Genomic DNA, 26,208 nt, shown 5'->3' with positions numbered 1-26,208 from the left:
TTAGACAAAGGGCTAACATGGCCACCTGTTTCGTTCTGCAGTGCTCTATTTCGCCATGTCCAATCAAACCATCAAGACCCCCTGCATAGGCCTTTGCTCAACGGTCTACGGCGACCTCGTGTGCCGTGGTTGCAAGCGTTTTCACCATGAAGTGATCAATTGGAACGGTTACAACGAGGAAGAAAAACGTGCTGTGTGGCGTCGTCTTGAGCAGCTTTTGGTGCAGGTGATGGCCGGCAAGGTCGAGGTATTCGACCGGGCTACGCTGCGTGACCAACTGGTGGCACGCAAGATCCGCTTTGTACCCAACCAGTCCGAATACTGCTGGGCCTACCAGCTGATTGCCCGCGGTGCGCGGGTGATCAATCAGCTGGAGCTCTATGGCATGGTGCTGCTGCCGGAGTTTCGTGGCTGGGCGCTGCCCGAGTTGCGTGACGCCATTGATCGGGAATTTTTCCTCCTGTCCGAAGCGCATTATCAGCGCTATATAGCTCCCGGGTTTCTGAAAGAGGCGTTTGGCGAATAGGTCGCCAGCCGATCAGCCTTTATTCGCCAGTTCTTCCAGGTGCTCGATCATGTCCTCGGGCTTGAGCACCAGAATGTCGCTTTCCAGCTTGTCGATCACCACCTCGGCCGTATTGCCGATCAATGCCCCTGAGAACCCGGTGCGCGCCACTGTGCCCATGACCGTTACCACTGCACCCAGGGCCTTGGCGACCCGTGGGATGATCACGTCTGCCGGGCCTTCCTCGATATGCAGGCGGCTGTCGTCAATTTCACACTGTTGCTGAAACACCCGGCACTCTGCCCGGTAGGTTTCTTGCAGTTGCGTGTCCAATGGGTAGGCTGCGTCGACAGCGGCGAGCATAGGGGCGGGGTGCGCGCTGACGACATGAAATTGTGCATGGGCCATGCTGGCGATCCGAAAACCGTGGTCAACGATGCTTGAGTGCAGGGCCATGTGCTCAGGGTCGTTGTTGCCCACGTCGACGGCGGCCAATATGACCCCGTGTTCCCAGGATTCAGCGGTCTTGGCCAACAATACCGGGCTTGGGCAATAGCGCAGCAGTTTCCAGTCTTCGGGGGTCAGCAGCACTTTTTTCAGCGGGTTGTCGGGTACGTGTTGCTTGATCACCAGCCCGCAGTTGTGGGCTTGCTGCACCTTGATGATGGTGGCGTGCTGGCTTTCATGCCAGGCCTGCTCGCTGGTGACGCTGTAGGCCTCACTTTTCAGGCTGCTTTCAAGCACGCTCAGCAGGGCTGAGTGGTCATGCTTTTTATCGCAGATCAACAGGTGCAAATGCGCTTTTGTGTGGCTGGCGATGTGTTTGGCGCGCTTGAGGGCGAGACTTTCCATCAGATGGGGCTCGATGACGACCAACAGGCTGTTGATGCTGTGCATGACCGGTAACTCCACAAGTAATAAAAGCGGCGTTTAATCACTATAGTTGTTCAGTCGTTGTACCTGTGTTGATGCATATCAAGTTGTGCCGTTGGTGCTGCGCTCCGTGGCCCGTATAATCCCCAGCTCGCCTCAATCCAGTCTTTGTGAGCCTCATGTCAGCGATTTTTCAAAACACTGCCCGTCAGCTGTGCAATCCCCATTGGTCGGGAGCGTGCGCGTGATTCTTCCTGAAATTCATGAGTTCCTGGGCTGCCGCACGCCTGACGGCTGGATCGCAGCGGCATTGGCCGATCAGGAAACCTTGCTGATCGATCACAAAAACTGTGAGTTCAAGGCTGCCAGCACGGCCCTTAGTCTGATTGCCAAGTACCACTCCCATGTCGACCTGATCAACATGATGTCGCGTCTGGCCCGTGAAGAGCTGGTGCATCACGAGCAAGTCATGCGCCTGATGAAAAGGCGCAAGATCGAGCTGCGTCAGCTGTCGGCCGGGCGCTATGCCTCGGGGTTGCGCAAAGTGGTGCGCAACCATGAGCCGGTCAAGCTGGTGGATACGCTGGTCGTGGGCGCGTTTATCGAAGCCCGCAGTTGCGAGCGTTTCGAAGCATTGGTGCCTCATTTGGACGAAGAACTCGGCAAGTTCTATTTTGGTTTGCTCAAGAGCGAGGCCCGGCATTTTCAGGGCTATCTGAAACTGGCCTATCAGTATGGCGACGCCAAGGATATTGCCCAGGTCATCGAGCGGGTGAGGGCGGCGGAGCAGGAGTTGATCGAGTCCCCGGATGTTGAATTCCGCTTCCACAGTGGTGTGCCAACCCAAGCATGAGTCCTGTAGTCGCTGCCGAGGAACGACGGCTGCGATCGATTGCGAAGAAATCGAAAAGCCTGAATCCGCGATTTAACAGAAAGACCGCGATTTCAGGTTTTTCGACGGCTGCGTCGCCGATCGCAGCCTCGTTCCTCGGCAGCGACTACAGAAAAGGTGAATGCTTACAGCCAGATAGATAGCTGCCTAATTATCGGCTTGACATTAGCTGCCTAGACAGTAATATTTAGAAACATTACTGCCTAGGCAGCTTCCTGGTGCCCTGATGAAGCATTTCCATCCCGATAACTTCCAAAATTGCACCCTGGGCATGCTCCTGGGGCGCACGGCCATGCTCAAGGACCGGATCATCGACCGCCATATGGAGCCTTACGGCATCACGGCGGCGCAGTTCAAGGTTCTGATCATCATGGCCCAGTACGACGTCGATACCCCGGCCGAACTCTGCCGCCACCTGTCTCTGGACAGTGGCTCGATGACCCGCATGCTTGACCGTCTCGAGCAAAAAAATCTGTTGATGCGCCAGCGTTCCGAAGCCGATCGGCGGCAGGTGCGGCTGGTGTTGACCGACGACGGGCAGGCGCTGGCCAGCCAATTGCCGCAGATTGGCGCTGACGCGATGAATCAGCTGGCAAGCGCCATTAGCCCGCAAGAGTTGCAAAGCCTGGAACAGATCCTCAAGAAAATACTGCTGGCAGCGGGTGATCCGATCACTGTCATGCGTTTAGGTGAAAAATGAGCCATATAACGCTGCGTACAGGCCTGAGCCTGGTTTTTACGTCGATGGTACTGGCGGGTTGCGCCAGCTATAGCGGTCTGAACACCGTGGGCGTGAGCCAGGAGGCGAAAAACCTCAAGGCCGCCCAGTCGCTCAACGGCATTGCGGTTACACCCGCATCCTGGCCAGAAAAAGACTGGTGGAAGCGTTTGGGGGACGGGCAGCTGGACGGCCTGATTCAAGAAGCCTTGCGCGACAGCCCGGACATGCAAATAGCCAGTGCTCGTGCGCATCAGGCGACTGCTGCGGCCGGTGCGGCCAATGCCGCACGGATGCCGACCCTGGATGCCGAAGCCGATGTCTCTCGTTCGCGCTTGTCGCGTTCTCAAGATCCGACCGGGCAGGGTGGTCGATACGACACCTTGCGCGATGCCAGTCTGACGTTTAATTACACGTTCGATCTGTGGGGCGGCCAGCGTGATGCCTGGGAGGCAGCGTTGGGCGAAGCCCGCGCGGCCGAAGTCGACAGTCAGGCCGCAAGCCTGACCCTGGCCGCTGATGTGGCGCGGGGTTACAGCAGCCTCGGGCATGCCTTTGTCGTCCGTGATCTGGCCAAGGATGACCTGGAGCGTACCGGCAAATTGCTCGACCTGAGCAAGCGTCGTCTGCAAGCCGGCATCGACAGCCACTACCAGTTTCAGCAAACCGAAAGCCTTGAGGCCAGTTCTCAGGAGCAGTTGATCAGCGCTGAAAAACAACTCAAAAGTGCACGCATCGCGCTTGCGGTATTGCTGGGCAAGGGGCCGGATCGCGGAGTTGATATTGCTCGTCCGAAGATTCTGGCGCCGAGCGCCGTGGCGTTGCCGAGCACCCTGCCGGCTGAGCTGTTGGGTCGTCGCCCGGATCTGGTGGCGGCGCGCTGGCGAGTAGAGGCGGCAAGCAAAAATATTGCGGCGGCCAAGACGCGCTTTTATCCCAATCTCAACTTGAGTGCGGCGGCAGGCACTCAGTCGCTGTTGGGGGATGCGTTGTTCGGGTCTGCCAGTCGCTTTCTCAATATTGCCCCGGCCATTTCGCTGCCGATCTTTGATGGCGGGCGTTTGCGCGCCGGTCTGGATGCCGAGGATGCCAATTACGATCTGGCTGTCGCGCAGTACAACAAGATACTCGTGGGCGCCTTGGGCGATGTCAGTAACACCCTGGCTCAACTGAGTGCCGTGGGGCAGCAAATCAACGCCCAGCAGCGGGCAACCGATATCGCTCAGGATTCGTTCAATACCGTGTTGCAGCGCTATGGCTCCGGTGTCGGTAACTACCTGGACGTGCTCAGCATTGAGCAGCAACTGCTTCTGGCTCAGCGTCAGCTGGCGGACCTGAATGCCGAGCAGATCGACCTTTCGATACAACTGATGCAAGCCCTGGGCGGTGGATTTGAGCCCGGCAATACGGCCGAGGCCGTTCCCTCTCAAGTCCTTGTTGGCAGAATTATTTAGGTACTCGTCATGGCTACTGTGCAAACACCGAATGAAACGCAAAACACCCAGGACGCGGGTAATCAGCGCAAGCGCAAGCTCTTGCTCAGTGGCCTGGCGATTCTGGTCATCCTGGCAGGCCTGGGTGTCTGGGGCTGGGAAGAATTTTATGGTCGCTGGAATGAAAGCACCGACGATGCCTATGTAAATGGCAACGTGGTTGAAATCACGCCTCTTGTCACCGGTACGGTGGTGAGTATTGGTGCGGATGATGGCGATCTGGTTCATGAGGGCCAGGTGCTGCTTAATTTCGATCCGAGCGATGCGCAGGTGGGCCTGCAAAGCGCCGAGGCCAACCTGGCGCGTACCGTGCGCCAGGTTCGTGGTCTGTTCAGTGACGTGAAGGGCATGAAGGCCCAGGTGGCTGCGCAGAAGGTCGAAGTGCAAAAGAACCAGGACAACTACAACCGCCGGAAAAGTCTGGCGGCTGGCGGGGCAATTTCCCAAGAAGAGCTGTCCCATGCCCGGGATGACCTGTCTTCAGCGCAAAGCGCCCTGCGCAATGCCGAACAAAAACTCGATACCACCCGTGCGCTGGTCGATAACACCTCGGTGGCCAACCACCCGGATGTGAAAGCTGCTGCAGCTCAGTTGCGTCAGGCTTACCTGGCAAACGCCCGTTCCACCCTGATTGCTCCGGTCACCGGGTATGTGGCCAAGCGCACTGTTCAGTTGGGTCAGCGGGTTCAGCCGGGCACCGCGTTGATGGCGGTCATTCCGCTGAATCAGCTGTGGATTGATGCCAACTTCAAGGAAACCCAGTTGCACAAGATGCGCATCGGTCAGCCGGTGGACATTGAATCGGATATCTATGGCAGCAGCGTGAAATACAGCGGCACCATCGACAGCATCGGTGCCGGGACGGGCAGCGCATTTGCCCTGCTGCCTGCGCAAAATGCCACGGGTAACTGGATCAAGATCGTGCAGCGTGTGCCGGTGCGTATCCACATCAATGCCGATGAGCTGGCTGCACATCCGCTGCGTGTTGGTTTGTCGACAACGGTTGATGTGAACCTGCGTGACCAGAGCGGCCCGGTGCTGGCCCAGCAACCGCCGCAAAAAGCCTCGTTCACCACCCATGTCTATGCGCAGCAATTGGCCGAGGCCGAAGCCCTGATCACGCGTTTGATTGACAGCAACAGCGCTGCAACAGGCGATATGGCCGCCCAACGCTGATTCGCCAATCCATGAGCCTCGCCGCACCGGCGAGGCTGCATCCCCGGCTTTAAAGGATTTGCGATGAGTACAAACGCGTCTTTTACCCCTCCCAGCTTGGTAATGGCCACTATTGGTCTGTCGCTTGCAACCTTTATGCAGGTGCTCGATACGACCATCGCCAACGTCGCCTTGCCCACCATCTCCGGCAACCTTGGGGTGAGTTCTGAGCAGGGCACGTGGGTGATTACTTCATTTGCGGTCAGTAACGCGATTGCCTTGCCCCTGACAGGCTGGCTGAGTCGCCGTTTTGGCGAAGTGAAGCTGTTTTTGTGGGCCACTATCCTGTTCGTGCTGGCCTCGTTCTTGTGCGGTATTTCGACCTCGATGCCTGAACTGGTCGGGTTTCGGGTGCTGCAAGGGTTGGTGGCCGGGCCGCTGTATCCCATGACGCAAACCCTGTTGATTGCGGTGTACCCACCTGCGAAACGGGGGATGGCATTGGCATTGCTGGCGATGGTCACGGTGGTTGCGCCCATTGCGGGTCCCATTCTGGGTGGCTGGATCACAGACAGTTACAGCTGGCCCTGGATCTTCTTCATCAATATCCCGATCGGTATCTTCGCGGTGATGGTGGTTCGCCAGCAACTGAAGTCCCGCCCCGTGGTGATCACCCGTCAGCCGATGGACTATGTGGGGTTGATTACCCTGATCATTGGTGTAGGCGCGCTGCAGATCGTACTCGACAAGGGCAATGATCTGGACTGGTTCGAGTCCAACTTCATCCTTTTGGGCAGCGCATTGTCGGTAGTAGCACTGGCGGCTTTCATCATTTGGGAAATGACCGACAAGCATCCGATCGTCAACTTGCGCCTGTTTGCCCACCGTAACTTTCGCATCGGCACCATTGTGCTGGTGTTGGGGTATGCCGGGTTCTTCGGCATCAATTTGATTTTGCCGCAATGGCTGCAGACGCAGATGGGCTACACCGCGACCTGGGCGGGTTTGGCTGTGGCACCGATCGGGATCTTGCCGGTGTTGATGTCGCCGTTTGTGGGCAAGTACGCGCATAAATTCGATTTGCGCTTGCTGGCTGGCCTGGCGTTTCTGGCTATCGGCCTGAGTTGCTTTATGCGTGCAGACTTCACCAATGAGGTGGATTTCCAGCATATCGCGATGGTGCAGCTGTTTATGGGGATTGGCGTGGCCTTGTTCTTTATGCCGACGCTGACCATTTTGATGTCGGATTTACCGCCGCATCAGATCGCCGATGGCGCTGGGCTCGCAACGTTCTTGCGGACCCTGGGGGGGAGTTTTGCGGCCTCCTTGACCACATGGATCTGGATTCGCAGGGCGGATCAGCATCATGCCTACATGAGTGAAAGCATCAGCGCCTATGACCCGGTGACACGCCATACCTTGGAAAGCCTGGGGGGTGCCAGTACGCCTGCCTACGCTCAGATGGATAAGATTCTGACCAGTCAGGCGTATATGTTTTCCACCGTGGACTACTTCACCATGATGGGCTGGCTGTTTATGGGGTTGATTTTGTTGGTATGGCTGGCCAAGCCACCGTTTGCCGCCAAAGCGGGGCCGGCGACCAGCGGGCATTGATGTGGGCTTTTACCCTCTCCCTCCGGGAGAGGGCCAGGGTGAGGGGCTCTTGAATCTAGGCTGGCGTGAAATCAAACGGCATCAGTTGCATGCCGTGCTCATCCACTTGCAGTACCCAGCCTTGACGGTCCCAGTCGCCGAGCACAATGCGTTTGGCGGCGTGATCTGCAACCAGCAGTTTGTGGATCGCGGGACGGTGGGTATGGCCGTGAATCAAGGTGTGTACGCCAAAGTCAGCCATGATCCGGGGCACTTCCTCGGGAGTCACGTCGACGATGTCATTGGCTTTCATACGGGTCTGGACACGGCTTTCACTGCGCAGTTTGCGCGCCAATTTATGCCGCGTGCCCAAGGGCAGGTGGCGCAGAATCCACAAAGTGATGGGGTTGCGCAGGTAGCGTCGCAGGCGCATGTAGGCTTCGTCGCGAGTGCACAGGCTGTCGCCGTGCATCAACAAAACCGGCTCGCCATAAAAGTCCGCAACACTGGGGTCTTTGATCAGGGTGCAGCCAGCCGCTTTACAAAAGGCCTGGCCAAGCAAGAAATCGCGGTTGCCGTGCATCAGAAAAATCTTGGTGCCGGTATCGCTCAGTGTTCGTAGCGCTTCACAGATCGAGCGCTGGTAGGGCGTCATCGCATCGTCGCCAATCCAGGCTTCGAAAAAATCACCCAAGATGTAGAGCGCCTGAGCCGAGCGGGCACGCCCGGTCAGGAAATCCAGAAACGCCCGGGTTATGTCCGGGCGCTCCTCTTCCAGATGCAAATCTGAAATCAGCAGTATCACTCAATGATCTCTGCTTTCTCGACGATCACGTCTTCTTTAGGCACGTCCTGGTGACCGGCTTTGGAAGTCGTGGCAACACCTTTGATCTTGTCTACAACATCCTGGCCTTCAACGACTTTACCGAATACGGCATAGCCCCAACCTTGAGCGGTTTTGCCGCTGTGGTTCAGGAAGCTGTTGTCAGCCACGTTGATGAAGAACTGGGCGGAAGCCGAATGCGGCTCCATGGTGCGAGCCATGGCCACGGTGTACTTCTCGTTTGGCAGGCCGTTGTCAGCTTCGTTCTGGATGCTTGGGCGCTTGTCTTTCTTTTCTTTCATGCCTGGCTCGAAACCGCCGCCCTGGACCATGAAGTTGCCGATTACACGGTGGAAAACGGTGTTTTCGTAGTGGCCGGCTTTAACGTATTCGATGAAGTTGGCAACGGTGATCGGTGCTTTTTCAGCGTTCAGTTCGATCACGATGTCGCCGTGGTTGGTGCTCAGTTTTACTTTGGTCATGGTCGTTATCGCTCTATCAGAGAATTCGTCGGGCCTGGGCGCGGTGACACGCACCTCAATCCCCCAGGCTGGCTGGGTAGATACAGCCGCGGGCGGAGTTTAGCGTGCCCGCACGGCATTTCGATGGTGTTTTTCCCATATGGGGACTAAAAGCCGGCATTTCAATCGCTTTGATTGAGCACCTGCTCTGTCAGTGACTTGGCGGCATCGGCTATGATAGGCGCTTTGATTTAGTCGGCCGACCCAGGCCGCGCACCCTGTTACGTTCAAGGATCCTATGAGCAAGCCCACTGTCGACCCCACTCTGAATCCAAAGGCTGGCCCTGCTGTCCCGGCCAATTTCCTGCGTCCAATCGTTCAGGCGGACCTTGACTCGGGTAAATGCACACAGATCGTGACCCGCTTCCCGCCAGAGCCAAATGGCTATCTGCACATCGGTCACGCCAAATCCATTTGTGTGAACTTTGGGTTGGCTCAGGAGTTCGGTGGCGTTACGCATTTGCGTTTTGACGACACCAACCCGGCCAAGGAAGACCAGGAATACATCGACGCCATTGAAAGCGACGTCAAATGGCTGGGCTTTGAGTGGTCTGGCGAAGTGCGTTATGCCTCCCAGTATTTCGACCAGTTGCACGAGTGGGCGATTTACCTGATCAAAGAGGGTAAGGCCTACGTTTGCGATCTGACACCCGAGCAGGCCAAGGAATACCGCGGCAGCCTGACTGAGCCTGGCAAGAACAGCCCGTTCCGCGACCGCAGTGTCGAAGAGAACCTTGATCTGTTCGCTCGCATGACGGCCGGTGAATTCGAGGACGGCAAGTGCGTACTGCGGGCCAAGATCGACATGGCCTCGCCGAACATGAACCTGCGCGACCCGATCATGTACCGCATCCGCCATGCCCACCATCACCAGACCGGTGACAAGTGGTGCATCTACCCGAACTATGACTTCACGCACGGTCAGTCGGACGCCATCGAAGGGATCACCCATTCGATATGCACCCTGGAATTCGAAAGCCATCGCCCGTTGTATGAGTGGTTCCTCGACAGCCTGCCAGTGCCTGCGCGCCCGCGTCAGTACGAATTCAGCCGTCTTAACCTGAACTACACCATCACCAGCAAGCGCAAGCTCAAGCAATTGGTTGACGAAAAACACGTCAATGGCTGGGATGACCCGCGCATGTCCACGCTGTCGGGTTTCCGTCGCCGTGGCTACACGCCCAAGTCGATCCGTAACTTCTGCGACATGGTCGGCACCAACCGTTCTGACGGTGTGGTTGACTTCGGCATGCTGGAATTCAGCATTCGTGACGATCTGGACCACAGCGCACCCCGTGCCATGTGCGTACTGCGCCCGCTGAAAGTCATCATCACCAACTACCCGCAAGACAAGGTCGAAAACCTTGAACTGCCTTGTCACCCGAAAGAAGACATGGGGGTGCGGGTATTGCCGTTCGCCCGTGAAATCTACATCGACCGTGACGACTTCATGGAAGAGCCGCCAAAAGGCTACAAGCGTCTTGAGCCTGCGGGCGAGGTGCGTTTGCGCGGCAGCTATGTGATTCGTGCTGACGAAGCGATCAAGGACGCCGATGGCAACATCGTCGAACTGCATTGCTCGTACGATCCTGAAACCCTGGGTAAAAACCCTGAAGGTCGCAAGGTCAAAGGTGTTGTGCATTGGGTGCCGGCTGCTGCCAGCGTCGAATGCGAAGTGCGTTTGTATGACCGTCTTTTCCGCTCGCCGAACCCTGAAAAGGCCGAGGATGGCGCCGGTTTCCTGGAAAACATCAACCCTGACTCGCTGCAGGTTCTTACCGGTTGTCGTGCTGAGCCCTCGCTGGGTAATGCACAGCCGGAAGACCGTTTCCAGTTCGAGCGCGAAGGTTACTTCTGCGCGGATATCAAGGACTCGAAACCCGGTCACCCGGTATTCAACCGTACCGTGACCTTGCGTGATTCGTGGGGCCAGTGATCAAGTTTTGAAGGAAAAAGCCGTGCTTACGATCTACAACACGCTCACCAAGAGCAAAGAAGTATTCAAGCCGCTGGACGGTAACAATGTGCGCATGTACGTGTGCGGCATGACCGTGTACGACTACTGCCACATTGGTCATGGCCGCAGCATGATTGCGTTCGATCTGGTGACCCGCTGGTTGCGTTTCAGCGGCTACAACCTAACCTACGTGCGAAACATCACGGACATCGAAGACAAGATCATCAATCGTGCCCGGGAGAACGGCGAGCCTTTCGAGGCGCTGACCGAGCGCATGATCGCGGCGATGCATGAAGACGAAGCGCGGCTCAATATCCTCAAGCCGGATATGGAGCCTCGTGCCACGGACCATATCCCTGGCATGCACGCAATGATCCAGACCTTGATCGACAAGGGCTACGCCTATGCTCCGGGCAATGGTGACGTGTACTACCGTGTTGCCAAGTTCATGGGCTACGGCAAGCTGTCGCGCAAAAAGATCGAAGATCTGCGCATTGGCGCTCGCATCGAAGTCGACGAGGCCAAGGATGATCCGCTGGACTTCGTGCTCTGGAAAGGCGTCAAGCCAGGAGAGCCGAGTTGGGAGTCACCGTGGGGTCCTGGTCGTCCGGGGTGGCACATCGAGTGCTCGGTGATGTCTACCTGCTGCCTGGGTGAGACCTTCGATATTCATGGTGGCGGGAGCGATCTTGAGTTTCCGCACCATGAAAACGAAATCGCCCAAAGCGAAGCGGCAACCGGCAAGACCTACGCCAATGCCTGGATGCACTGCGGGATGATTCGCATCAATGGCGAGAAGATGTCCAAGTCCTTGAACAACTTCTTCACCATTCGCGACGTTCTGGAGAAATATCATCCAGAAGTTGTGCGTTACCTGTTGGTCTCAAGCCATTACCGTAGCTCGATCAACTACTCCGAAGACAATCTCAAGGATGCGAAAGCGGCCCTGGATCGCTTCTATAACGCACTTAAAGGCCTGCCCAAGGTTGCTCCGGTCGGTGGTGAGGCGTTTGTTGAGCGTTTTACCCAGGTCATGAACGACGACTTCGGTACGCCTGAAGCCTGTGCGGTGCTGTTCGAGATGGTTCGTGAGATCAACCGTTTGCGCGAAACCGACCTGCAGGCAGCTGCCGGTCTGGCGGCGCGACTCAAGCAACTGGCCGATGTGTTGGGTGTGTTGCAGCTTGAGGCGGATGACTTTCTGCAGGCGGGTGCTGAAGGCAAGATCGATGCGGCTCAGGTAGATGCGTTGATCGAAGCGCGTCTGGCGGCCCGTGCCGGCAAGGACTGGGCAGAGTCTGATCGAATTCGTGATCAGCTCGCCGCGATGGGTGTTGTGCTGGAAGACGGTAAGGGTGGGACGACCTGGCGCTTGGCTGACTAGGTTGCTCGTTGTATGAATAAAGGCCCGCCAAGTGCGGGCTTTTGTTTGTCCTGCTTTTGGCGGCGCCAATAACAACGGCACCCGAAGGTGCCGTTGTGTTTGTAGCAGCTTGAACGTTTAGCCGTGCAATGTTTCAGCTGCGTACAGGGTGTTTTCAAGCAGGCAGGCACGAGTCATCGGGCCTACGCCGCCTGGAACTGGAGTGATCCAGCCGGCGCGGGGCAGGGCGGTCTCGTACACCACGTCGCCGACCAGCTTGCCATCAGCCTGACGGTTGATGCCAACGTCGATCACGATAGCGCCTTCCTTGATCCACTCGCCTTTGACCAGGCCTGGCTTGCCAGCAGCCACGACCACCAGGTCGGCACGGCCAACATGGCCGGCCAGATCCTTGGTAAAGCGGTGGGTCACGGTCACGGTGCAGCCAGCCAGCAGCAGCTCCATGGCCATTGGCCTGCCAACGATGTTCGAGGCTCCGACAATCACTGCGTCCATTCCGTACAGATCCTGGCCGGTGCTTTCCAGCAGGGCCATGATGCCTTTCGGCGTGCATGGGCGCAGCAGCGGGATGCGTTGGGCCAGGCGGCCGACGTTATAAGGGTGGAAACCGTCGACGTCTTTGTCCGGGCGAATGCGTTCCAGTAGTTTGGAGGCATCCAGGTGGGCAGGCAGAGGCAGTTGCAGCAGGATGCCGTCGATGTTCGCGTCGTCATTGAGACGATCGATCAGGTCGGTCAAGTCCTGCTGGGTGGTGTCAGAAGGCAGATCATAGGCTTGGGAAAGAAAGCCTACCTCTTCGCAGTCTTTACGCTTGTGCGAAACATAAACCTGGGAAGCAGGATCGCTGCCGACCAGAATCACTGCCAGACCAGGGGTGCGCAGGCCTTGCTCGTGACGCTCGGCGACACGTTTGGCAATCTGCTGGCGCAGGCTGGCGGCAATCGCTTTACCGTCGATTAGTTGTGCAGTCATTACGCGTGATTAACCATCGTAAAGGGTGGAAAAAGGACGTGCATTCTCGCATGCCGTGGCGCGAGGGCAAAGGCGCCTGGTCTGTTTATTGCCCTAACTCCTTTATATTTCTAAACTTTTTTCAAAAAAGAGTTGACGACTTTAAGGCTCACCTATAACATTCGTCGCACTTGTCGGGCACAGCCTAGCACTGGTTAAGAAGGTAGAGCGAAGTTGTTGTCCAGCTTGGTGATACTGAAAGCACTTGGTTTGTAGTCGTCAAAGAATACAGGCTAACAAGGCGCCCGTAGCTCAGCTGGATAGAGCATCCGCCTTCTAAGCGGATGGTCGCAGGTTCGAGTCCTGCCGGGTGCGCCATTAGGCAGCTTTGGCACAAGTAAGCGGTACAGGCAATATGGTGGGCGTAGCTCAGTTGGTAGAGCACGGGATTGTGACTCCCGTTGTCGAGGGTTCGATCCCCTTCGTCCACCCCATATTTAGAAGGCCGCCAGATTAATAGTCTGGCGTCTTTGCTTCAAAAGTTTGAATTGCGGATGTGGTGGAATTGGTAGACACACTGGATTTAGGTTCCAGCGCCGCAAGGTGTGAGAGTTCGAGTCTCTCCGTCCGCACCAAATTTGAACAAAGCCGCTTGTAGCGGCTTTTTTCTTTTGTTTTAACTGTTTGTTGCATCAGGCAAGCAGGGTTTTAAGCGCACTATGGTGGGCGTAGCTCAGTTGGTAGAGCACGGGATTGTGACTCCCGTTGTCGAGGGTTCGATCCCCTTCGTCCACCCCATATTTAAAAAAAACGCCAGATTAATAGTCTGGCGTTTTTTTGTATCTGCAGTTTGAAAAAACGGACATATGGGTGTCTCTCGGCGCCTCATTTGTCGCATGCTTAGCGTCCTTTACGATTTGTGTGACAATGCGCGCAGATTGGGTGGCTCCAAAGGCTACCTGTTATCGCCAAATAATCGGTACACGCTTCTATCTATATAGAAGGCGAGGCGAATGGCTGCTTTTACTTAAATTCTGTCGGCCGTTTCTCAGGGTGTTTGCGGTAGGGTGACTTCTTGAGTTTGACCCACTAGAATGCTTGCCCTTGATTATGGGGTCGGAAACGGCCGGCTAATGTCTGTGCAACGAGGAATATCCATGCAAGTTTCTGTTGAAAATACTTCCGCTCTTGAGCGTCGCATGACCATTGGCGTGCCATCAGAGCGTATTGAGGCTGAAGTCAACAAGCGTCTGCAACAGACTGCCCAAAAGGCCAAGATCCCGGGCTTCCGTCCAGGCAAGGTGCCAATGAGCGTGATCCGTCAGCGTTACGAAGCTGATGCGCGTCAAGAAGCTCTGGGCAATGTGATTCAGGCTTCCTTCTACGAAGCAGTGGTTGAGCAGAAGCTGAACCCGGCTGGCGCACCTTCGGTTGAGCCTAAAGTCTTCGAAAAAGGCAAGGATCTGGAATACGTTGCTACTTTCGAAGTGTTCCCTGAATTCGAAGTAACCGGTCTGGACACTATCGCTATCGAGCGCCTGAGCGCCGAAGTGGCTGATGCCGACCTGGACAAAATGCTGGACGTGCTGCGCAAGCAGAACACCCGTTTTGAAGTGACTGACCGTGCTGCCCAGAACGATGACCAGCTGAACATCGATTTCGTTGGCAAGGTTGATGGCGAAGTATTCGCTGGCGGTTCCGCTACTGGTACTCAGTTGGTTCTGGGTTCGGGCCGCATGATTCCTGGCTTCGAAGAAGGCCTGGTTGGCGCTAAAGCTGGCGAAGAGCGCGTTCTGAAGCTGACTTTCCCTGCTGACTACCAGAATCTGGACCTGGCCGGCAAAGAAGCTGAGTTCACCGTGACTGTGAACACTGTTTCCAAGCCTAAGCTGCCTGAGCTGAACGAAGAGTTCTTCGCTCAATTCGGTATCAAGGAAACGGGTCTGGAAGGTTTCCGTGCCGAAGTTCGCAAGAACATGGAGCGTGAATTGCGTCAGGCTATCAAGTCCAAGGTCAAGAATCAGGTAATGGACGGTCTGTTGGCTGCCAACCCGATCGAAGTGCCTAAATCCCTGCTGTCCAACGAAGTTGATCGTCTGCGTGTGCAGGCTGTTCAGCAGTTCGGCGGCAACATCAAGCCTGATCAACTGCCAGCTGAGCTGTTCGAAGAGCAAGCCAGCCGTCGCGTAGTTCTGGGTCTGATCGTAGCTGAAGTGGTCAAGCAGTTCGACCTCAAGCCTGACGAAGATCGCGTTCGCGAAATGATTCAGGAAATGGCTTCCGCATACCAGGAGCCAGAGCAGGTTGTAGCTTGGTACTACAAAAACGACGCTCAATTGAACGAGGTTCGTTCGGTTGTGCTGGAAGAGCAAGTTGTGGATACTGTTCTGCAGAAGGCTAAGGTGACCGATAAAGCGGTCTCTTACGAAGAAGCTGTCAAGCCGGTGGAAGCTCCACAAGCCGACTGATTTCTGACTCGTTAGAAAACACAACCATAAGCCAGCCTCGAGCTGGCTTATGCGTATCCAGACAAGACTATTTGGGAGTGACTGCCGGACATGTCCCGCAATTCTTATATTCAGCAGAACTCTGATATCCACGCCGCTGGCGGCCTGGTCCCGATGGTTGTCGAGCAGTCCGCCCGTGGCGAGCGCGCCTATGACATCTACTCGCGCCTGCTCAAGGAACGAATCATCTTCCTGGTCGGCCCTGTAGAAGATTACATGGCCAACCTAGTTGCGGCGCAGCTGCTTTTCCTTGAAGCCGAGAACCCGGACAAGGACATCCATCTTTACATCAACTCCCCAGGCGGTTCGGTGACTGCAGGCATGTCGATCTACGACACCATGCAATTCATCAAGCCTGACGTGTCGACCATCTGCATTGGTCAGGCGTGCAGCATGGGTGCCTTCCTGTTGGCCGGTGGCGCACCGGGCAAGCGTCACTGCCTGCCTAACTCGCGCATGATGATTCACCAGCCACTGGGCGGTTTCCAGGGGCAGGCGTCGGATATCGACATTCATGCCAAGGAAATCCTCAACATCCGTCATCGTTTGAACTCGCTGCTGGCTCACCACACGGGCCAGACTCTCGAAACCATCGAGCGTGACACTGAGCGTGACAACTTCATGAGCGCCGAGCGTGCAACCGAATACGGTTTGATCGACTCTGTGTTCAGCAAGCGTCAAATGCCCGCTTAAGCAGCTCAAATGTGGGTGGTTGGGTTAACCGACCACCTGCGGGCTTGAAAAAGCCCGCAGTTGCCTTCATCTTGTGTTGCAAGCCTATCGGATTTGGATCGATCGAATGACTGACACCCGCAACGGCGAGGACAACGGCAAATTGCTCTATTGCTCCTTCTGTGGCAAAAGCCAGCATGAAGTGCGCAAATTGATTGCCGGCCCCTCGGTCTTTATCTGCGACGAATGCGTTGACCTGTGCAATGACATCATCCGTGAGGAGGTGCAGGAAGCCCAGGCCGAGAGCAGCGCGCATAAATTACCTTCGCCAAAAGAAATCAGCGGCATCCTTGATCAATACGTCATTGGTCAGGAACGTGCCAAAAAGGTTTTGGCTGTAGCGGTGTACAACCACTACAAGCGCCTTAACCAGCGTGACAAAAAGAACGACGACGTCGAACTCGGCAAGAGCAATATTTTGCTGATCGGCCCAACCGGCTCGGGTAAGACCTTGCTGGCAGAAACCTTGGCTCGTCTGCTGAATGTGCCTTTCACTATTGCTGACGCGACCACGCTGACTGAAGCTGGTTACGTGGGTGAAGACGTTGAGAACATCATTCAGAAGCTGCTGCAGAAATGCGATTACGACGTAGAGAAAGCCCAGATGGGTATTGTCTACATCGATGAAATCGACAAGATTTCGCGCAAATCTGACAACCCTTCGATTACCCGTGATGTTTCCGGTGAAGGTGTGCAGCAGGCTTTGCTCAAGCTTATCGAGGGCACCGTGGCTTCCGTTCCGCCCCAAGGTGGTCGCAAGCACCCACAGCAGGAGTTCTTGCAGGTTGATACCCGCAACATCCTGTTTATCTGTGGCGGTGCGTTCTCGGGCCTGGAGAAGGTTGTGCAGGCCCGCTCGACTCGCGGCGGCATCGGCTTCAGTGCTGAAGTGCGCAGCAAGGAAGAGGGCAAGAAGGTTGGCGAATCCCTGCGTGAAGTCGAACCTGATGATTTGGTCAAGTTTGGTCTGATCCCGGAGTTCGTGGGTCGTCTGCCTGTTCTGGCAACGCTTGATGAGCTGGACGAAACTGCTTTGATGCAGATTTTGACCGAGCCTAAAAATGCGTTGACCAAGCAGTACGCGAAGCTGTTCGAGATGGAAGGTGTTGATCTCGAGTTCCGTGCTGACGCATTGAAGGCCGTAGCCAAGCGTGCTCTGGAGCGTAAAACTGGCGCTCGTGGCCTGCGTTCGATTCTTGAAGGCGTGCTGCTCGACACAATGTACGAAATCCCCTCGCAATCCGAGGTGAGTAAAGTTGTGATCGACGAAAGCGTTATAGAAGGCAAGTCCAAGCCGTTGTTGATCTATGAAAACAACGAAGCGACTGCCAAGGTTGCACCTGACGCGTAAACGTAATGCCGGGCATTACACATTGCGTGTTAAAGAAGGGGCCTTCGGGCCCCTTTGTTTTTCCTGTCGTTCAACGCTTGTTTTTTTTCAAGACTGCCCCCATCTTGGCTTCAAGCTTACATCCATCTGATTACGGCCTTTTGGCCGCCGTAGAGGCGAAATCATGAAGACAACCATCGAATTGCCTCTCCTGCCGTTGCGTGATGTTGTTGTATATCCGCACATGGTGATCCCACTGTTCGTGGGACGCGAGAAGTCGATCGAGGCCCTTGAGGCTGCGATGACGGGCGACAAACAGATTCTGCTGTTGGCTCAAAAGAATCCGGCTGACGACGATCCGGGCGAAGATGCGCTCTATCGCGTCGGCACCATTGCAACTGTCCTGCAACTGCTCAAGCTCCCGGACGGTACGGTCAAAGTGCTGGTCGAGGGTGAGCAGCGCGGTGCAGTTGAGCGTTTTGGCCAGGCAGATGGTTATCTGAGTGCCGAAGTCTCCTTGATTGACGAAGTGGCTGCCCCGGATCGTGAATCCGAGGTCTTCGTTCGCAGTCTGCTTTCGCAGTTCGAGCAATACGTGCAGCTGGGCAAAAAAGTCCCGGCCGAGGTTCTGTCTTCGCTTAACAGCATTGATGAGCCAAGCCGCCTGGTCGATACGATGGCCGCGCACATGGCGCTGAAAATCGAGCAGAAGCAGGAAATTCTCGAAATCATCGACTTGCAGGCCCGGGTTGAGCACGTTCTGGCACTGCTGGATGCCGAGATTGACCTGCTGCAAGTGGAAAAACGCATTCGTGGCCGTGTCAAAAAGCAAATGGAGCGCAGCCAACGCGAGTACTACCTGAATGAGCAGATGAAGGCCATTCAGAAGGAACTGGGCGATGGTGACGAAGGTCACAACGAAATCGAAGAGCTGAAAAAACGCATCGACGCTGCGGGCTTGCCTAAAGACGCAATGGCCAAGGCCCAGGCAGAGCTGAACAAGCTCAAGCAAATGTCGCCAATGTCTGCAGAAGCCACTGTAGTGCGCTCCTACATCGACTGGCTGGTGCAGGTGCCGTGGAAGGCGCAGAGCAAGGTGCGTCTGGATCTCAAGCGCGCTGAAGACATTCTGGACGCAGACCACTACGGTCTGGATGAAGTCAAAGAGCGGATCCTCGAATATCTCGCCGTGCAAAAGCGCGTGAAGAAAATTCGTGGCCCAGTTCTGTGCCTGGTCGGTCCTCCGGGCGTTGGTAAAACCTCGCTCGCCGAGTCCATTGCCCACGCAACAAACCGTAAATTCGTACGTATGGCCTTGGGTGGCGTGCGAGATGAAGCAGAAATTCGTGGTCATCGTCGTACTTACATAGGCTCGATGCCAGGAAGATTGATTCAAAAGATGACCAAGGTTGGCGTGCGCAACCCGCTGTTCCTTCTCGATGAAATCGACAAGATGGGCAGTGACATGCGCGGCGATCCGGCTTCGGCATTGCTTGAAGTACTTGATCCCGAGCAGAACCACAATTTCAATGACCATTACCTCGAGGTCGACTACGACCTGTCCGATGTGATGTTCCTGTGCACCTCCAACTCGATGAACATCCCGCCAGCGTTGCTGGACAGGATGGAAGTCATTCGTCTGCCTGGCTACACCGAAGACGAAAAAATCAATATCGCTGTCAAATACCTGGCTCCAAAGCAAATCGAAGCCAATGGCTTGAAGAAGGGCGAGCTGGCATTTGACAACGAAGCAATCCGGGACATCATCCGTTACTACACCCGCGAAGCCGGTGTACGTGGCCTTGAGCGCCAGATTGCGAAGATTTGCCGCAAGGCGGTCAAAGAGCATGCGATGGAAAAACGCTTTGCTGTTACCGTCACCCCAGAGCTGCTTGAGCACTTTTTAGGTGTAAGAAAATTCAGCTACGGCTTGGCCGAGGTTCAGGATCAAATCGGTCAAGTGACCGGTCTGGCATGGACTCAAGTGGGTGGCGAATTGCTGACCATTGAAGCGGCCGTAGTGCCCGGAAAGGGCCAGTTGATCAAGACCGGTTCGCTGGGTGACGTGATGGTAGAGTCAATCACCGCTGCGTTGACGGTGGTCCGAAGCCGTGCCAAGAGCCTGGGTATCCCGTTGGATTTCCACGAGAAACGCGATATTCACATTCACATGCCGGAAGGCGCGACGCCTAAGGATGGCCCTAGTGCAGGTGTGGGGATGTGTACTGCTCTGGTCTCGGCATTGACCCTGATTCCGGTACGCGCCGATGTTGCCATGACCGGTGAAATTACCCTTCGTGGTCAGGTACTCGCGATTGGTGGTCTGAAGGAAAAATTACTTGCTGCACACCGTGGTGGCATCAAAACTGTAATTATCCCTGAAGAAAACGTTCGTGATTTGAAGGAAATTCCTGACAACATCAAACAGGATCTTCAGATCAAACCCGTTAAATGGATTGACGAGGTCCTGCAAATTGCGCTGCAATACGCCCCGGAGCCCTTGCCGGATGTGGCTCCCGAGATTGTTGCCAAGGATGAGAAGCGAGAGTCTGACTCTAAGGAAAGAATTAGCACGCATTAATACGGATTCGCCTGATGGGCTTTCTTGACGCTTTTTAGAGCCCTTGTTATAAAGCGGCTCTATAAGTGTCCGTAAGTGCTTCAGCAGTCGTTTTGCTTTTACCAAAAAACTTTAGAAACATACTCAGATAGATATAAGGGGACTTAGAGTGAACAAGTCGGAACTGATTGATGCTATCGCTGCATCTGCTGATATCCCGAAAGCTGCAGCTGGCCGTGCGCTGGACGCAGTAATCGAATCCGTCACTGGCGCTCTTAAGGCTGGCGACTCTGTGGTACTGGTTGGTTTTGGTACTTTCTCTGTAACCGATCGTCCTGCTCGTATTGGTCGTAACCCACAGACCGGTAAAACGCTGGAAATTCCTGCTGCTAAAAAACCAGGCTTCAAAGCCGGTAAAGCACTGAAAGAAGCGGTTAACTAAGTTTCTGTAACACTTTTTACCCAACCGGGTCAGGCGCACGCCAGGCTTGGCAGCGGAGCGGTAGTGCAGTCGGTGGCTACATCGTCGTGTCACGCCGGGGGTCGCGGGTTCGAGCCCGGTCCGCTCCGCCAGTTACGAGAAGGCGCATCCTCGGATGCGCCTTTCTTCTATCCGGACTCTACCCACGCTCCACGGTTGCTCATTATGCAAGACCGTTTCTGGGGGAAGCATGCTGCAAAATATCAGGGACAATTCACAAGGCTGGATTGCCAAGACCATCATCGGTGTCATCGTCGCGTTAATGGCGTTGACCGGTTTCGATGCCATTTTTCAAGCCACCTCTACCAGCCAGGATGCCGCCAAGGTTAACGGTGAAGAAGTCACTCAAGTTGAGCTGAGCCAGGCCGTCGACATGCAACGTCGTCAGTTGCTGCAGCAGCTGGGCAAGGATTTTGACTCTTCGTTGCTGGATGAAAAAATGCTGCGTGAAGCGGCCCTCAAAGGGTTGATTGATCGCAAGCTGTTGCTGCAAGGCGCTAAAGACGCGAAGTTTTCGTTCTCTGAGGCCGCTCTGGATCAAGTCATTCTGCAAACCCCTGAATTTCAGGAAGATGGCAAATTCAGCCCTGAGCGTTTCGATCAGGTGATTCGTCAACTGGGTTACGGCCGCCTTCAGTTCCGCGACATGCTGGGCCAGGAAATGTTGATTGGTCAGTTGCGTGCCGGTTTGGCAGGCAGTGGATTTGTGACCGATGAGCAGGTGAATGCTTTTGCCCGCCTCGAAAAGCAGACCCGCGATTTCGCTTCTGTGAACATCAAGGCCGACCCGGCTGCGGTGAAGCTGAGCGATGACGAAGTCAAGGCTTACTACGACGAGCACGCCAAGGAATTCATGACTCCTGATCAGGTCGTGATCGACTATATCGAGTTGAAGAAATCTTCTTTCTTTGACCAGGTGGCCGTGAAAGACGACGAACTGCAAGCCTTGTATCAAAAGGAAATCGCTAACCTGGCTGAACAACGCCGGGCTGCGCATATCCTGATTGAAGTCAACGACAAGGTCAGCGACGAGCAGGCCAAAGCCAAGATCGCCGAGATTCAGCAGCGTCTGGCCAAAGGTGAAAGCTTCGAGGCTCTGGCCAAAGAGTTTTCCCAGGATCCGGGCTCGGCTGCCAATGGTGGTGACTTGGGCTTTGCAGGGCAGGGTGTCTACGATCCTGTGTTCGAAACTGCAGTCTATGCGTTGAAGCAGGACCAGGTTTCGGAGCCGGTGCGGACCACCTACGGTTACCACCTGATCAAGTTGCTGGGCGTCGAAGCGCCTGAAGTGCCGAGCTTTGCCAGCCTGAAAGACAAGCTGACCCATGACCTGAAAACCCAGCAGGTCGAACGCCGCTTTGTGGATGCAACCAAGCAGTTGGAAGACTCTGCATTTGAAGCGTCCGATCTGGTTCAGCCTGCTCAAGAGCTGAAACTGACCGTGCATACCTCTGCGCCATTTGGTCGTGAGGGTGGTGAAGGTATCGCAGCCAACCGCGCTGTGATTCAAGCCGCATTCAGCACCGAAGTGATGGATGAAGGTGCTAACAGCACAGCTATCGAGCTCGATCCTGAGACCGTAGTCGTGTTGCGCGTCAAGGAGCACCGCAAGCCAGAGCAGTTGCCGCTGGAAGCTGTTGCCTCGAGCATCCGGGCACAACTGGTCAAAGAGCACGCAAGTGCAGCGGCCAAAACCCGCGCTGAAGAAATCATCAAGGAACTGCGCGATGGCAAACTGCCGTTGAATCAGCCAATTGATGGTCAGTCGTGGAAGGTCCAGGAAGCAGTTGCCCGTGGTCAGGAAGGTATTGATCCGGCCGTGCTGCAAGCTGTGTTCCGCATGCCCAAGCCTGTATCCAAGGACAAGCCGACATTTGGCAGTGTGACCTTGGCTGATGGCAGTGTCGTTGTATTGCGCCTGAATGGCGTCAACGACGCGGTAGCGCCGAGGGAAGAAGAGAAGGCCTCGTACCGTCGCTTCCTCGCTTCACGTGTTGGCCAGCAGGACTTTGCTGCCTACCGCAAGCAGTTGGAAAACGAAGCCAAGGTTGAGCGCTACTAAGGGTTCTCCCGCTTCACTGAAAATGGCCGCTCATTGAGCGGCCATTTTTTTTGCCAGTTTTCAGTGGGAGAGCGGGTTGCTCGCGATCAGGCGGCGCGATTTATCAGGTAGACTGTGTTGATGCTATCGCGAGCAAGCCCGCTCCCAAAGGCAATCGCAGTGCAAAAAAACGCCCGGTGCATTCAATGCACCGGGCGTTTTGATTGGCGGCTACAGCGAAGGGTTTACTCTTCGAGGCTGCCCATAGCGGTGGTGTTGAAGCCGCCGTCTACGTACATGATTTCACCGCTGATGCCCGACGCCAGGTCGGAGCACAGGAAGGCGCCGGCATTGCCGACCTCGTCGATGGTGACGTTACGACGCAGAGGAGTCTGCGCTTCGTTGGCCGCCAGCATTTTGCGGAAGTTCTTGATGCCCGACGCTGCCAGGGTGCGGATCGGGCCTGCCGATACGCAGTTAACGCGAGTGCCCTCAGGGCCCAGGCTGCCTGCCAGGTAACGTACGCCCGCTTCCAGGCTGGCCTTGGCCATGCCCATCACGTTGTAGTTAGGCATGGTGCGTTCTGCACCCAGGTAAGACAGGGTCAGCAGGCTGCCGTTGCGGCCTTTCATCATCGGACGACCGGCTTTGGCCAGGGCCACGAAGCTGTAGGCGCTGATGTCGTGAGCGATGCGGAAGCCTTCACGGGTGGTAGCGTCAGTGAAGTCGCCATCCAGCTGGTCGCCAGGAGCGAAACCTACGGAGTGAACGATGCAGTCCAGACCGTCCCACTTCTTGCTCAGGTCTTCGAAGACCTTGGCGATTTCTTCGTCGCTGGCAACGTCGCAAGGGAAGCACAGTTCAGGGTTTGAACCCCAACCAGCTGCGAATTCTTCAACACGACCTTTCAGCTTTTCGTTCTGATAAGTGAAAGCCAGTTCGGCGCCTTCACGATGCATGGCGGCAGCAATGCCAGAAGCGATGGACAATTTGCTAGCGACACCAACGATCAGTACGCGCTTACCGGTGAGAAAACCCATGTGTTGTTCCTCTATCAGGTTAATCGACAGCCACTGGTGCCAAAAAGGCGGCTTCCAGCAGCTGTTGTGTATATGGATGTTGCGGTGAGGCAAAGATACTTTGCGCATCACCCTGTTCGACCACTTGGCCATGCTTGACCACCATCAACTGGTGGCTCAGCGCTTTGACGACAGCCAGGTCATGGCTGATAAACAAATACGTCAGGTTGTGCCTGGTTTGAAGTGATCGCAGCAGCTCCACGACCTGGCGTTGTACTGTCCGATCCAGCGCTGAGGTTGGTTCGTCCAGTAAAATCAACTCCGGCTTCAAAACCAGGGCGCGGGCAATGGCGATTCGTTGCCGTTGTCCGCCTGAAAACTCGTGAGGGTAACGGTGCCGGGTTTCCGGATCCAGACCTACTTCTCGCAAGGCTTCAATAATTGCAATTTCCTGCTCTGCATCGGTGCCCATGCGGTGAATGCGCAACCCTTCGCCGACAATCTCGCTGACGCTCATGCGCGGGCTGAGACTGCCAAACGGATCCTGGAACACCACCTGCATTTCCCGTCGCAGCGGCCGGACTTCTTTCTGCGACAAACAGTCTAGCCGTTTGCCCTCAAAACGGATCGAACCCTTGCTGGCAATCAAACGCAAAATCGCCAGACCCAGGGTCGACTTGCCCGATCCACTTTCACCCACAATGCCCAGGGTCTGGCCCTGTGGCAGGCTGAAGTTGATTCCGTCCACTGCTTTGACGTGATCGACGGTCTTGCGCAACAGCCCTTTTTTGATCGGGAACCAGACTTTCAGGTCCTCGACTTGCAGCAATGGCGGGCCCGCAACCGTGTTGGCCGGGCCTCCACTGGGTTCTGCACTGAGCAGTTCCCGGGTGTATGGATGTTGCGGCGAACGGAACAGCTGCTCGCACGATGCTTGTTCGACGATTAAACCGCGCTGCATGACACATACTCGGTGCGCAATTCGTCGAACAAGGTTCAAATCGTGACTGATCAGTAACAGCGACATGCCCAGGCGGGCTTGCAGATCCTTGAGCAAATCGAGAATTTTAAGCTGTACCGTGACGTCCAGCGCCGTGGTGGGTTCATCGGCAATCAACAGCTCTGGCTCATTGGCCAGGGCCATTGCAATCATTACACGCTGTCTCTGGCCGCCTGAGAGCTCGTGTGGGAGGGCCTTCAGGCGCTTGTGAGGCTCTGGGATACCAACCAGATCCAGGAGCTCCAGAGTGCGCTGTGTGGCCGCCTTTCCGGTAAGCCCTTTGTGAATGCCCAGCACCTCATTGATTTGTTTTTCAATACTGTGCAGCGGGTTCAGTGAGGTCATGGGCTCCTGAAAAATCATCGCAATGCGATTGCCACGAATATGGCGCAGCTTTTTCTCGTCCAGGCTCAGCAAGTCCTGCCCGCCATAGGCAATGCTGCCGCTTGGGTGACGGGCGAGCGGGTAGGGCAATAACCTGAGGATCGAATGCGCGGTCACTGACTTCCCGGACCCGCTCTCACCGACCAGGGCCAGGGTTTCCCCGCGCTTGATATCAAAGTTGATGCCTTGCACCACACGCTGCGGTGTTTCACCGGCGATGAACTCGACGGAGAGATCGCGCACTTCGATCAGATTGTCTTGTGTCATCTCATTTCCTCGGGTCGAAGGCATCGCGAGCGGACTCGCCGATAAACACCAGCAGGCTGAGCATAATGGCCAGCACCGCGAATGCACTGATGCCCAGCCAGGGTGCTTGCAGGTTGGATTTGCCCTGAGCGACCAGTTCGCCGAGTGACGGAGCGCCTGGCGGCAGGCCGAAACCCAAAAAGTCCAGCGCGGTGAGGGTGCCAATGGCGCCGGTCAGGATAAACGGCATGAACGTCATGGTGGAGACCATGGCGTTGGGCAGAATGTGGCGGTACATGATGGCCATGTCCTGCATGCCGAGCGCGCGTGCGGCGCGCACATATTCCAGATTCCGCCCTCGGAGGAATTCGGCGCGTACTACGTCGACCAGGCTCATCCAGGAGAACAGGAGCATGATTCCCAGCAACCACCAGAAGTTGGGCTGCACAAAGCTTGCGAGAATGATCAGCAGGTATAGCACGGGCAAGCCTGACCATATTTCCAGAAAGCGCTGACCGGCAAGGTCGACCCAGCCGCCATAAAAGCCCTGAAGTGCTCCGGCGATCACGCCGATGATTGAGCTCAAGACGGTCAGGGTCAGAGCGAACAGCACCGATATCCGAAAGCCGTAAATCACTCGGGCCAGTACATCGCGCCCCTGGTCATCGGTGCCTAGCCAGTTTTCCGCTGAAGGCGGCGCTGGAGCGGGCACTTTCAGGTCGTAGTTAATGCTCTGATAGCTGTACGGTATGAGCGGCCACAGCACCCAGGCGTCTTTCTTGGCCAGCAGTTCACGGATATACGGGCTTTTGTAATTGGCCTCGAGGGGGAACTCACCGCCAAAGTCAGTCTCCGGGTAGCGCTTGAGCGCCGGGAAATACAGTTCCCCGTCGTAATTGATAACCAGTGGTTTGTCATTGGCGATCAATTCGGCGTTCAGGCTGAGCCCGAACAGCACCAGAAAAACCCACAGTGACCACCAGCCACGTTTATTGGCTTTGAAGCGCGCAAAGCGGCGTCGATTCAGAGGCGATAATTTCATC

General features: G+C 55.8%; 21 protein-coding genes and 4 tRNA genes. 18 read left to right on the top strand and 7 right to left on the bottom strand.

Annotated features, from left to right (window positions below):
- Positions 1 to 55: 55 nt before the first annotated feature.
- Positions 56 to 526 (top strand): DUF1289 domain-containing protein, encoded by a 471-nt coding sequence (locus tag VSQ83_RS16990; RefSeq protein WP_019823181.1) that lies wholly within the window; start codon positions 56 to 58, stop codon positions 524 to 526.
- 12 nt (positions 527 to 538) lie between these two features.
- On the opposite strand, the gene VSQ83_RS16985 is transcribed toward VSQ83_RS16990, so the two are convergent.
- Entirely contained in the window at positions 539 to 1,402 is an 864-nt protein-coding gene (locus VSQ83_RS16985) for a universal stress protein (RefSeq protein WP_133077965.1), read from the bottom strand.
- A gap of 220 nt (positions 1,403 to 1,622) precedes the next feature.
- Here VSQ83_RS16985 and VSQ83_RS16980 point away from each other — a divergent pair, with 220 nt between their 5' ends.
- The 5 genes from VSQ83_RS16980 (at position 1,623) to VSQ83_RS16960 (ending at position 7,250) form a co-directional block, all read left to right on the top strand.
- Positions 1,623 to 2,231 (top strand): tRNA-(ms[2]io[6]A)-hydroxylase, encoded by a 609-nt coding sequence (locus tag VSQ83_RS16980; RefSeq protein WP_133077964.1) that lies wholly within the window; start codon positions 1,623 to 1,625, stop codon positions 2,229 to 2,231.
- A gap of 265 nt (positions 2,232 to 2,496) precedes the next feature.
- Positions 2,497 to 2,970 (top strand): MarR family winged helix-turn-helix transcriptional regulator, encoded by a 474-nt coding sequence (locus tag VSQ83_RS16975; protein ID WP_133077963.1) that lies wholly within the window; start codon positions 2,497 to 2,499, stop codon positions 2,968 to 2,970.
- Entirely contained in the window at positions 2,967 to 4,442 is a 1,476-nt protein-coding gene (locus VSQ83_RS16970; protein WP_326427232.1) for an efflux transporter outer membrane subunit, read from the top strand. Before VSQ83_RS16975 ends, VSQ83_RS16970 begins: the two co-directional genes overlap by 4 nt.
- 9 nt (positions 4,443 to 4,451) lie before the next feature.
- A complete protein-coding gene (locus VSQ83_RS16965) occupies positions 4,452 to 5,657 on the top strand; it encodes an efflux RND transporter periplasmic adaptor subunit (protein ID WP_133077961.1) in 1,206 nt (401 codons plus the stop codon).
- 63 nt (positions 5,658 to 5,720) lie between these two features.
- On the top strand, positions 5,721 to 7,250 hold the full coding sequence (locus VSQ83_RS16960) for a DHA2 family efflux MFS transporter permease subunit (RefSeq protein ID WP_133077960.1): 1,530 nt from the start codon (positions 5,721 to 5,723) through the stop codon (positions 7,248 to 7,250).
- Between the two features lie 55 nt (positions 7,251 to 7,305).
- On the opposite strand, the gene lpxH is transcribed toward VSQ83_RS16960, so the two are convergent.
- Together lpxH and VSQ83_RS16950 are read right to left on the bottom strand one after the other, a co-directional pair.
- Complete coding sequence (lpxH, locus tag VSQ83_RS16955; RefSeq protein ID WP_133077959.1) at positions 7,306 to 8,034, bottom strand: UDP-2,3-diacylglucosamine diphosphatase; 729 nt, start codon at positions 8,032 to 8,034, stop codon at positions 7,306 to 7,308.
- Positions 8,031 to 8,534 carry a peptidylprolyl isomerase gene (locus VSQ83_RS16950; protein ID WP_019823171.1) on the bottom strand — a complete coding sequence of 168 codons (504 nt, stop codon included), beginning with the start codon at positions 8,532 to 8,534 and terminating at the stop codon, positions 8,031 to 8,033. Before VSQ83_RS16950 ends, lpxH begins: the two co-directional genes overlap by 4 nt.
- A gap of 277 nt (positions 8,535 to 8,811) precedes the next feature.
- On the opposite strand from VSQ83_RS16950, the gene VSQ83_RS16945 reads away from it, so the two are divergent.
- Positions 8,812 to 10,509: a glutamine--tRNA ligase/YqeY domain fusion protein gene (locus tag VSQ83_RS16945; protein ID WP_133077958.1), complete on the top strand. Its 1,698-nt coding sequence runs from the start codon at positions 8,812 to 8,814 to the stop codon at positions 10,507 to 10,509.
- 22 nt (positions 10,510 to 10,531) lie between these two features.
- Positions 10,532 to 11,914, top strand: coding sequence for a cysteine--tRNA ligase (gene cysS / locus VSQ83_RS16940; RefSeq protein ID WP_133077957.1), 1,383 nt, complete (start codon positions 10,532 to 10,534; stop codon positions 11,912 to 11,914).
- Between the two features lie 117 nt (positions 11,915 to 12,031).
- Here the strand turns inward: cysS and folD are convergent, their stop codons facing one another.
- On the bottom strand, positions 12,032 to 12,886 hold the full coding sequence (gene folD / locus VSQ83_RS16935) for a bifunctional methylenetetrahydrofolate dehydrogenase/methenyltetrahydrofolate cyclohydrolase FolD (protein WP_235574359.1): 855 nt from the start codon (positions 12,884 to 12,886) through the stop codon (positions 12,032 to 12,034).
- A gap of 280 nt (positions 12,887 to 13,166) precedes the next feature.
- Between folD and VSQ83_RS16930 the strand changes: the two genes are divergently transcribed.
- The 10 genes from VSQ83_RS16930 to VSQ83_RS16885 all read left to right on the top strand — a co-directional run bounded on the left by VSQ83_RS16930 (position 13,167) and on the right by VSQ83_RS16885 (position 22,537).
- Positions 13,167 to 13,243 (top strand) — tRNA-Arg (locus tag VSQ83_RS16930).
- A 40-nt stretch (positions 13,244 to 13,283) separates the two neighbouring features.
- Positions 13,284 to 13,359: transfer RNA gene (locus VSQ83_RS16925), tRNA-His, on the top strand.
- A gap of 56 nt (positions 13,360 to 13,415) precedes the next feature.
- Positions 13,416 to 13,500: transfer RNA gene (locus VSQ83_RS16920), tRNA-Leu, on the top strand.
- Between the two features lie 87 nt (positions 13,501 to 13,587).
- A tRNA-His gene (locus VSQ83_RS16915) sits at positions 13,588 to 13,663 on the top strand.
- Positions 13,664 to 14,022: 359 nt separating this feature from the next.
- Complete coding sequence (gene tig / locus VSQ83_RS16910; RefSeq protein WP_326427231.1) at positions 14,023 to 15,333, top strand: trigger factor; 1,311 nt, start codon at positions 14,023 to 14,025, stop codon at positions 15,331 to 15,333.
- A 90-nt stretch (positions 15,334 to 15,423) separates the two neighbouring features.
- A complete protein-coding gene (clpP, locus tag VSQ83_RS16905; protein ID WP_016782312.1) occupies positions 15,424 to 16,065 on the top strand; it encodes an ATP-dependent Clp endopeptidase proteolytic subunit ClpP in 642 nt (213 codons plus the stop codon).
- 106 nt (positions 16,066 to 16,171) lie between these two features.
- Positions 16,172 to 17,455, top strand: coding sequence for an ATP-dependent Clp protease ATP-binding subunit ClpX (gene clpX, locus VSQ83_RS16900; RefSeq protein WP_046809721.1), 1,284 nt, complete (start codon positions 16,172 to 16,174; stop codon positions 17,453 to 17,455).
- Between the two features lie 163 nt (positions 17,456 to 17,618).
- Positions 17,619 to 20,015 carry an endopeptidase La gene (gene lon, locus VSQ83_RS16895; protein ID WP_133077954.1) on the top strand — a complete coding sequence of 799 codons (2,397 nt, stop codon included), beginning with the start codon at positions 17,619 to 17,621 and terminating at the stop codon, positions 20,013 to 20,015.
- A 148-nt stretch (positions 20,016 to 20,163) separates the two neighbouring features.
- Complete coding sequence (locus tag VSQ83_RS16890) at positions 20,164 to 20,436, top strand: HU family DNA-binding protein (RefSeq protein ID WP_016782315.1); 273 nt, start codon at positions 20,164 to 20,166, stop codon at positions 20,434 to 20,436.
- Between the two features lie 229 nt (positions 20,437 to 20,665).
- Positions 20,666 to 22,537: a SurA N-terminal domain-containing protein gene (locus tag VSQ83_RS16885; protein ID WP_326427230.1), complete on the top strand. Its 1,872-nt coding sequence runs from the start codon at positions 20,666 to 20,668 to the stop codon at positions 22,535 to 22,537.
- 224 nt (positions 22,538 to 22,761) lie between these two features.
- Here VSQ83_RS16885 and fabI read toward each other — a convergent pair whose 3' ends face one another.
- The 3 genes from fabI to VSQ83_RS16870 are packed head-to-tail and all read right to left on the bottom strand — an operon-like array spanning position 22,762 to position 26,207.
- Positions 22,762 to 23,556, bottom strand: coding sequence for an enoyl-ACP reductase FabI (gene fabI, locus VSQ83_RS16880; protein WP_016782317.1), 795 nt, complete (start codon positions 23,554 to 23,556; stop codon positions 22,762 to 22,764).
- 19 nt (positions 23,557 to 23,575) lie between these two features.
- Positions 23,576 to 25,186, bottom strand: a complete 1,611-nt coding sequence (locus VSQ83_RS16875) for an ABC transporter ATP-binding protein (protein ID WP_133077952.1) — start codon at positions 25,184 to 25,186, stop codon at positions 23,576 to 23,578.
- Between the two features lies 1 nt (position 25,187).
- Entirely contained in the window at positions 25,188 to 26,207 is a 1,020-nt protein-coding gene (locus VSQ83_RS16870) for an ABC transporter permease (RefSeq protein ID WP_133077951.1), read from the bottom strand.
- Position 26,208: the final 1 nt, after the last annotated feature.

The sequence above is a fragment of the Pseudomonas sp. DSV-1 genome (assembly GCF_035830915.1).
Classification (GTDB): domain Bacteria; phylum Pseudomonadota; class Gammaproteobacteria; order Pseudomonadales; family Pseudomonadaceae; genus Aquipseudomonas.
The sequence above is the reverse complement of the archived record's forward strand: the minus strand, read 5'-3'. Positions and strand labels throughout refer to the sequence as shown.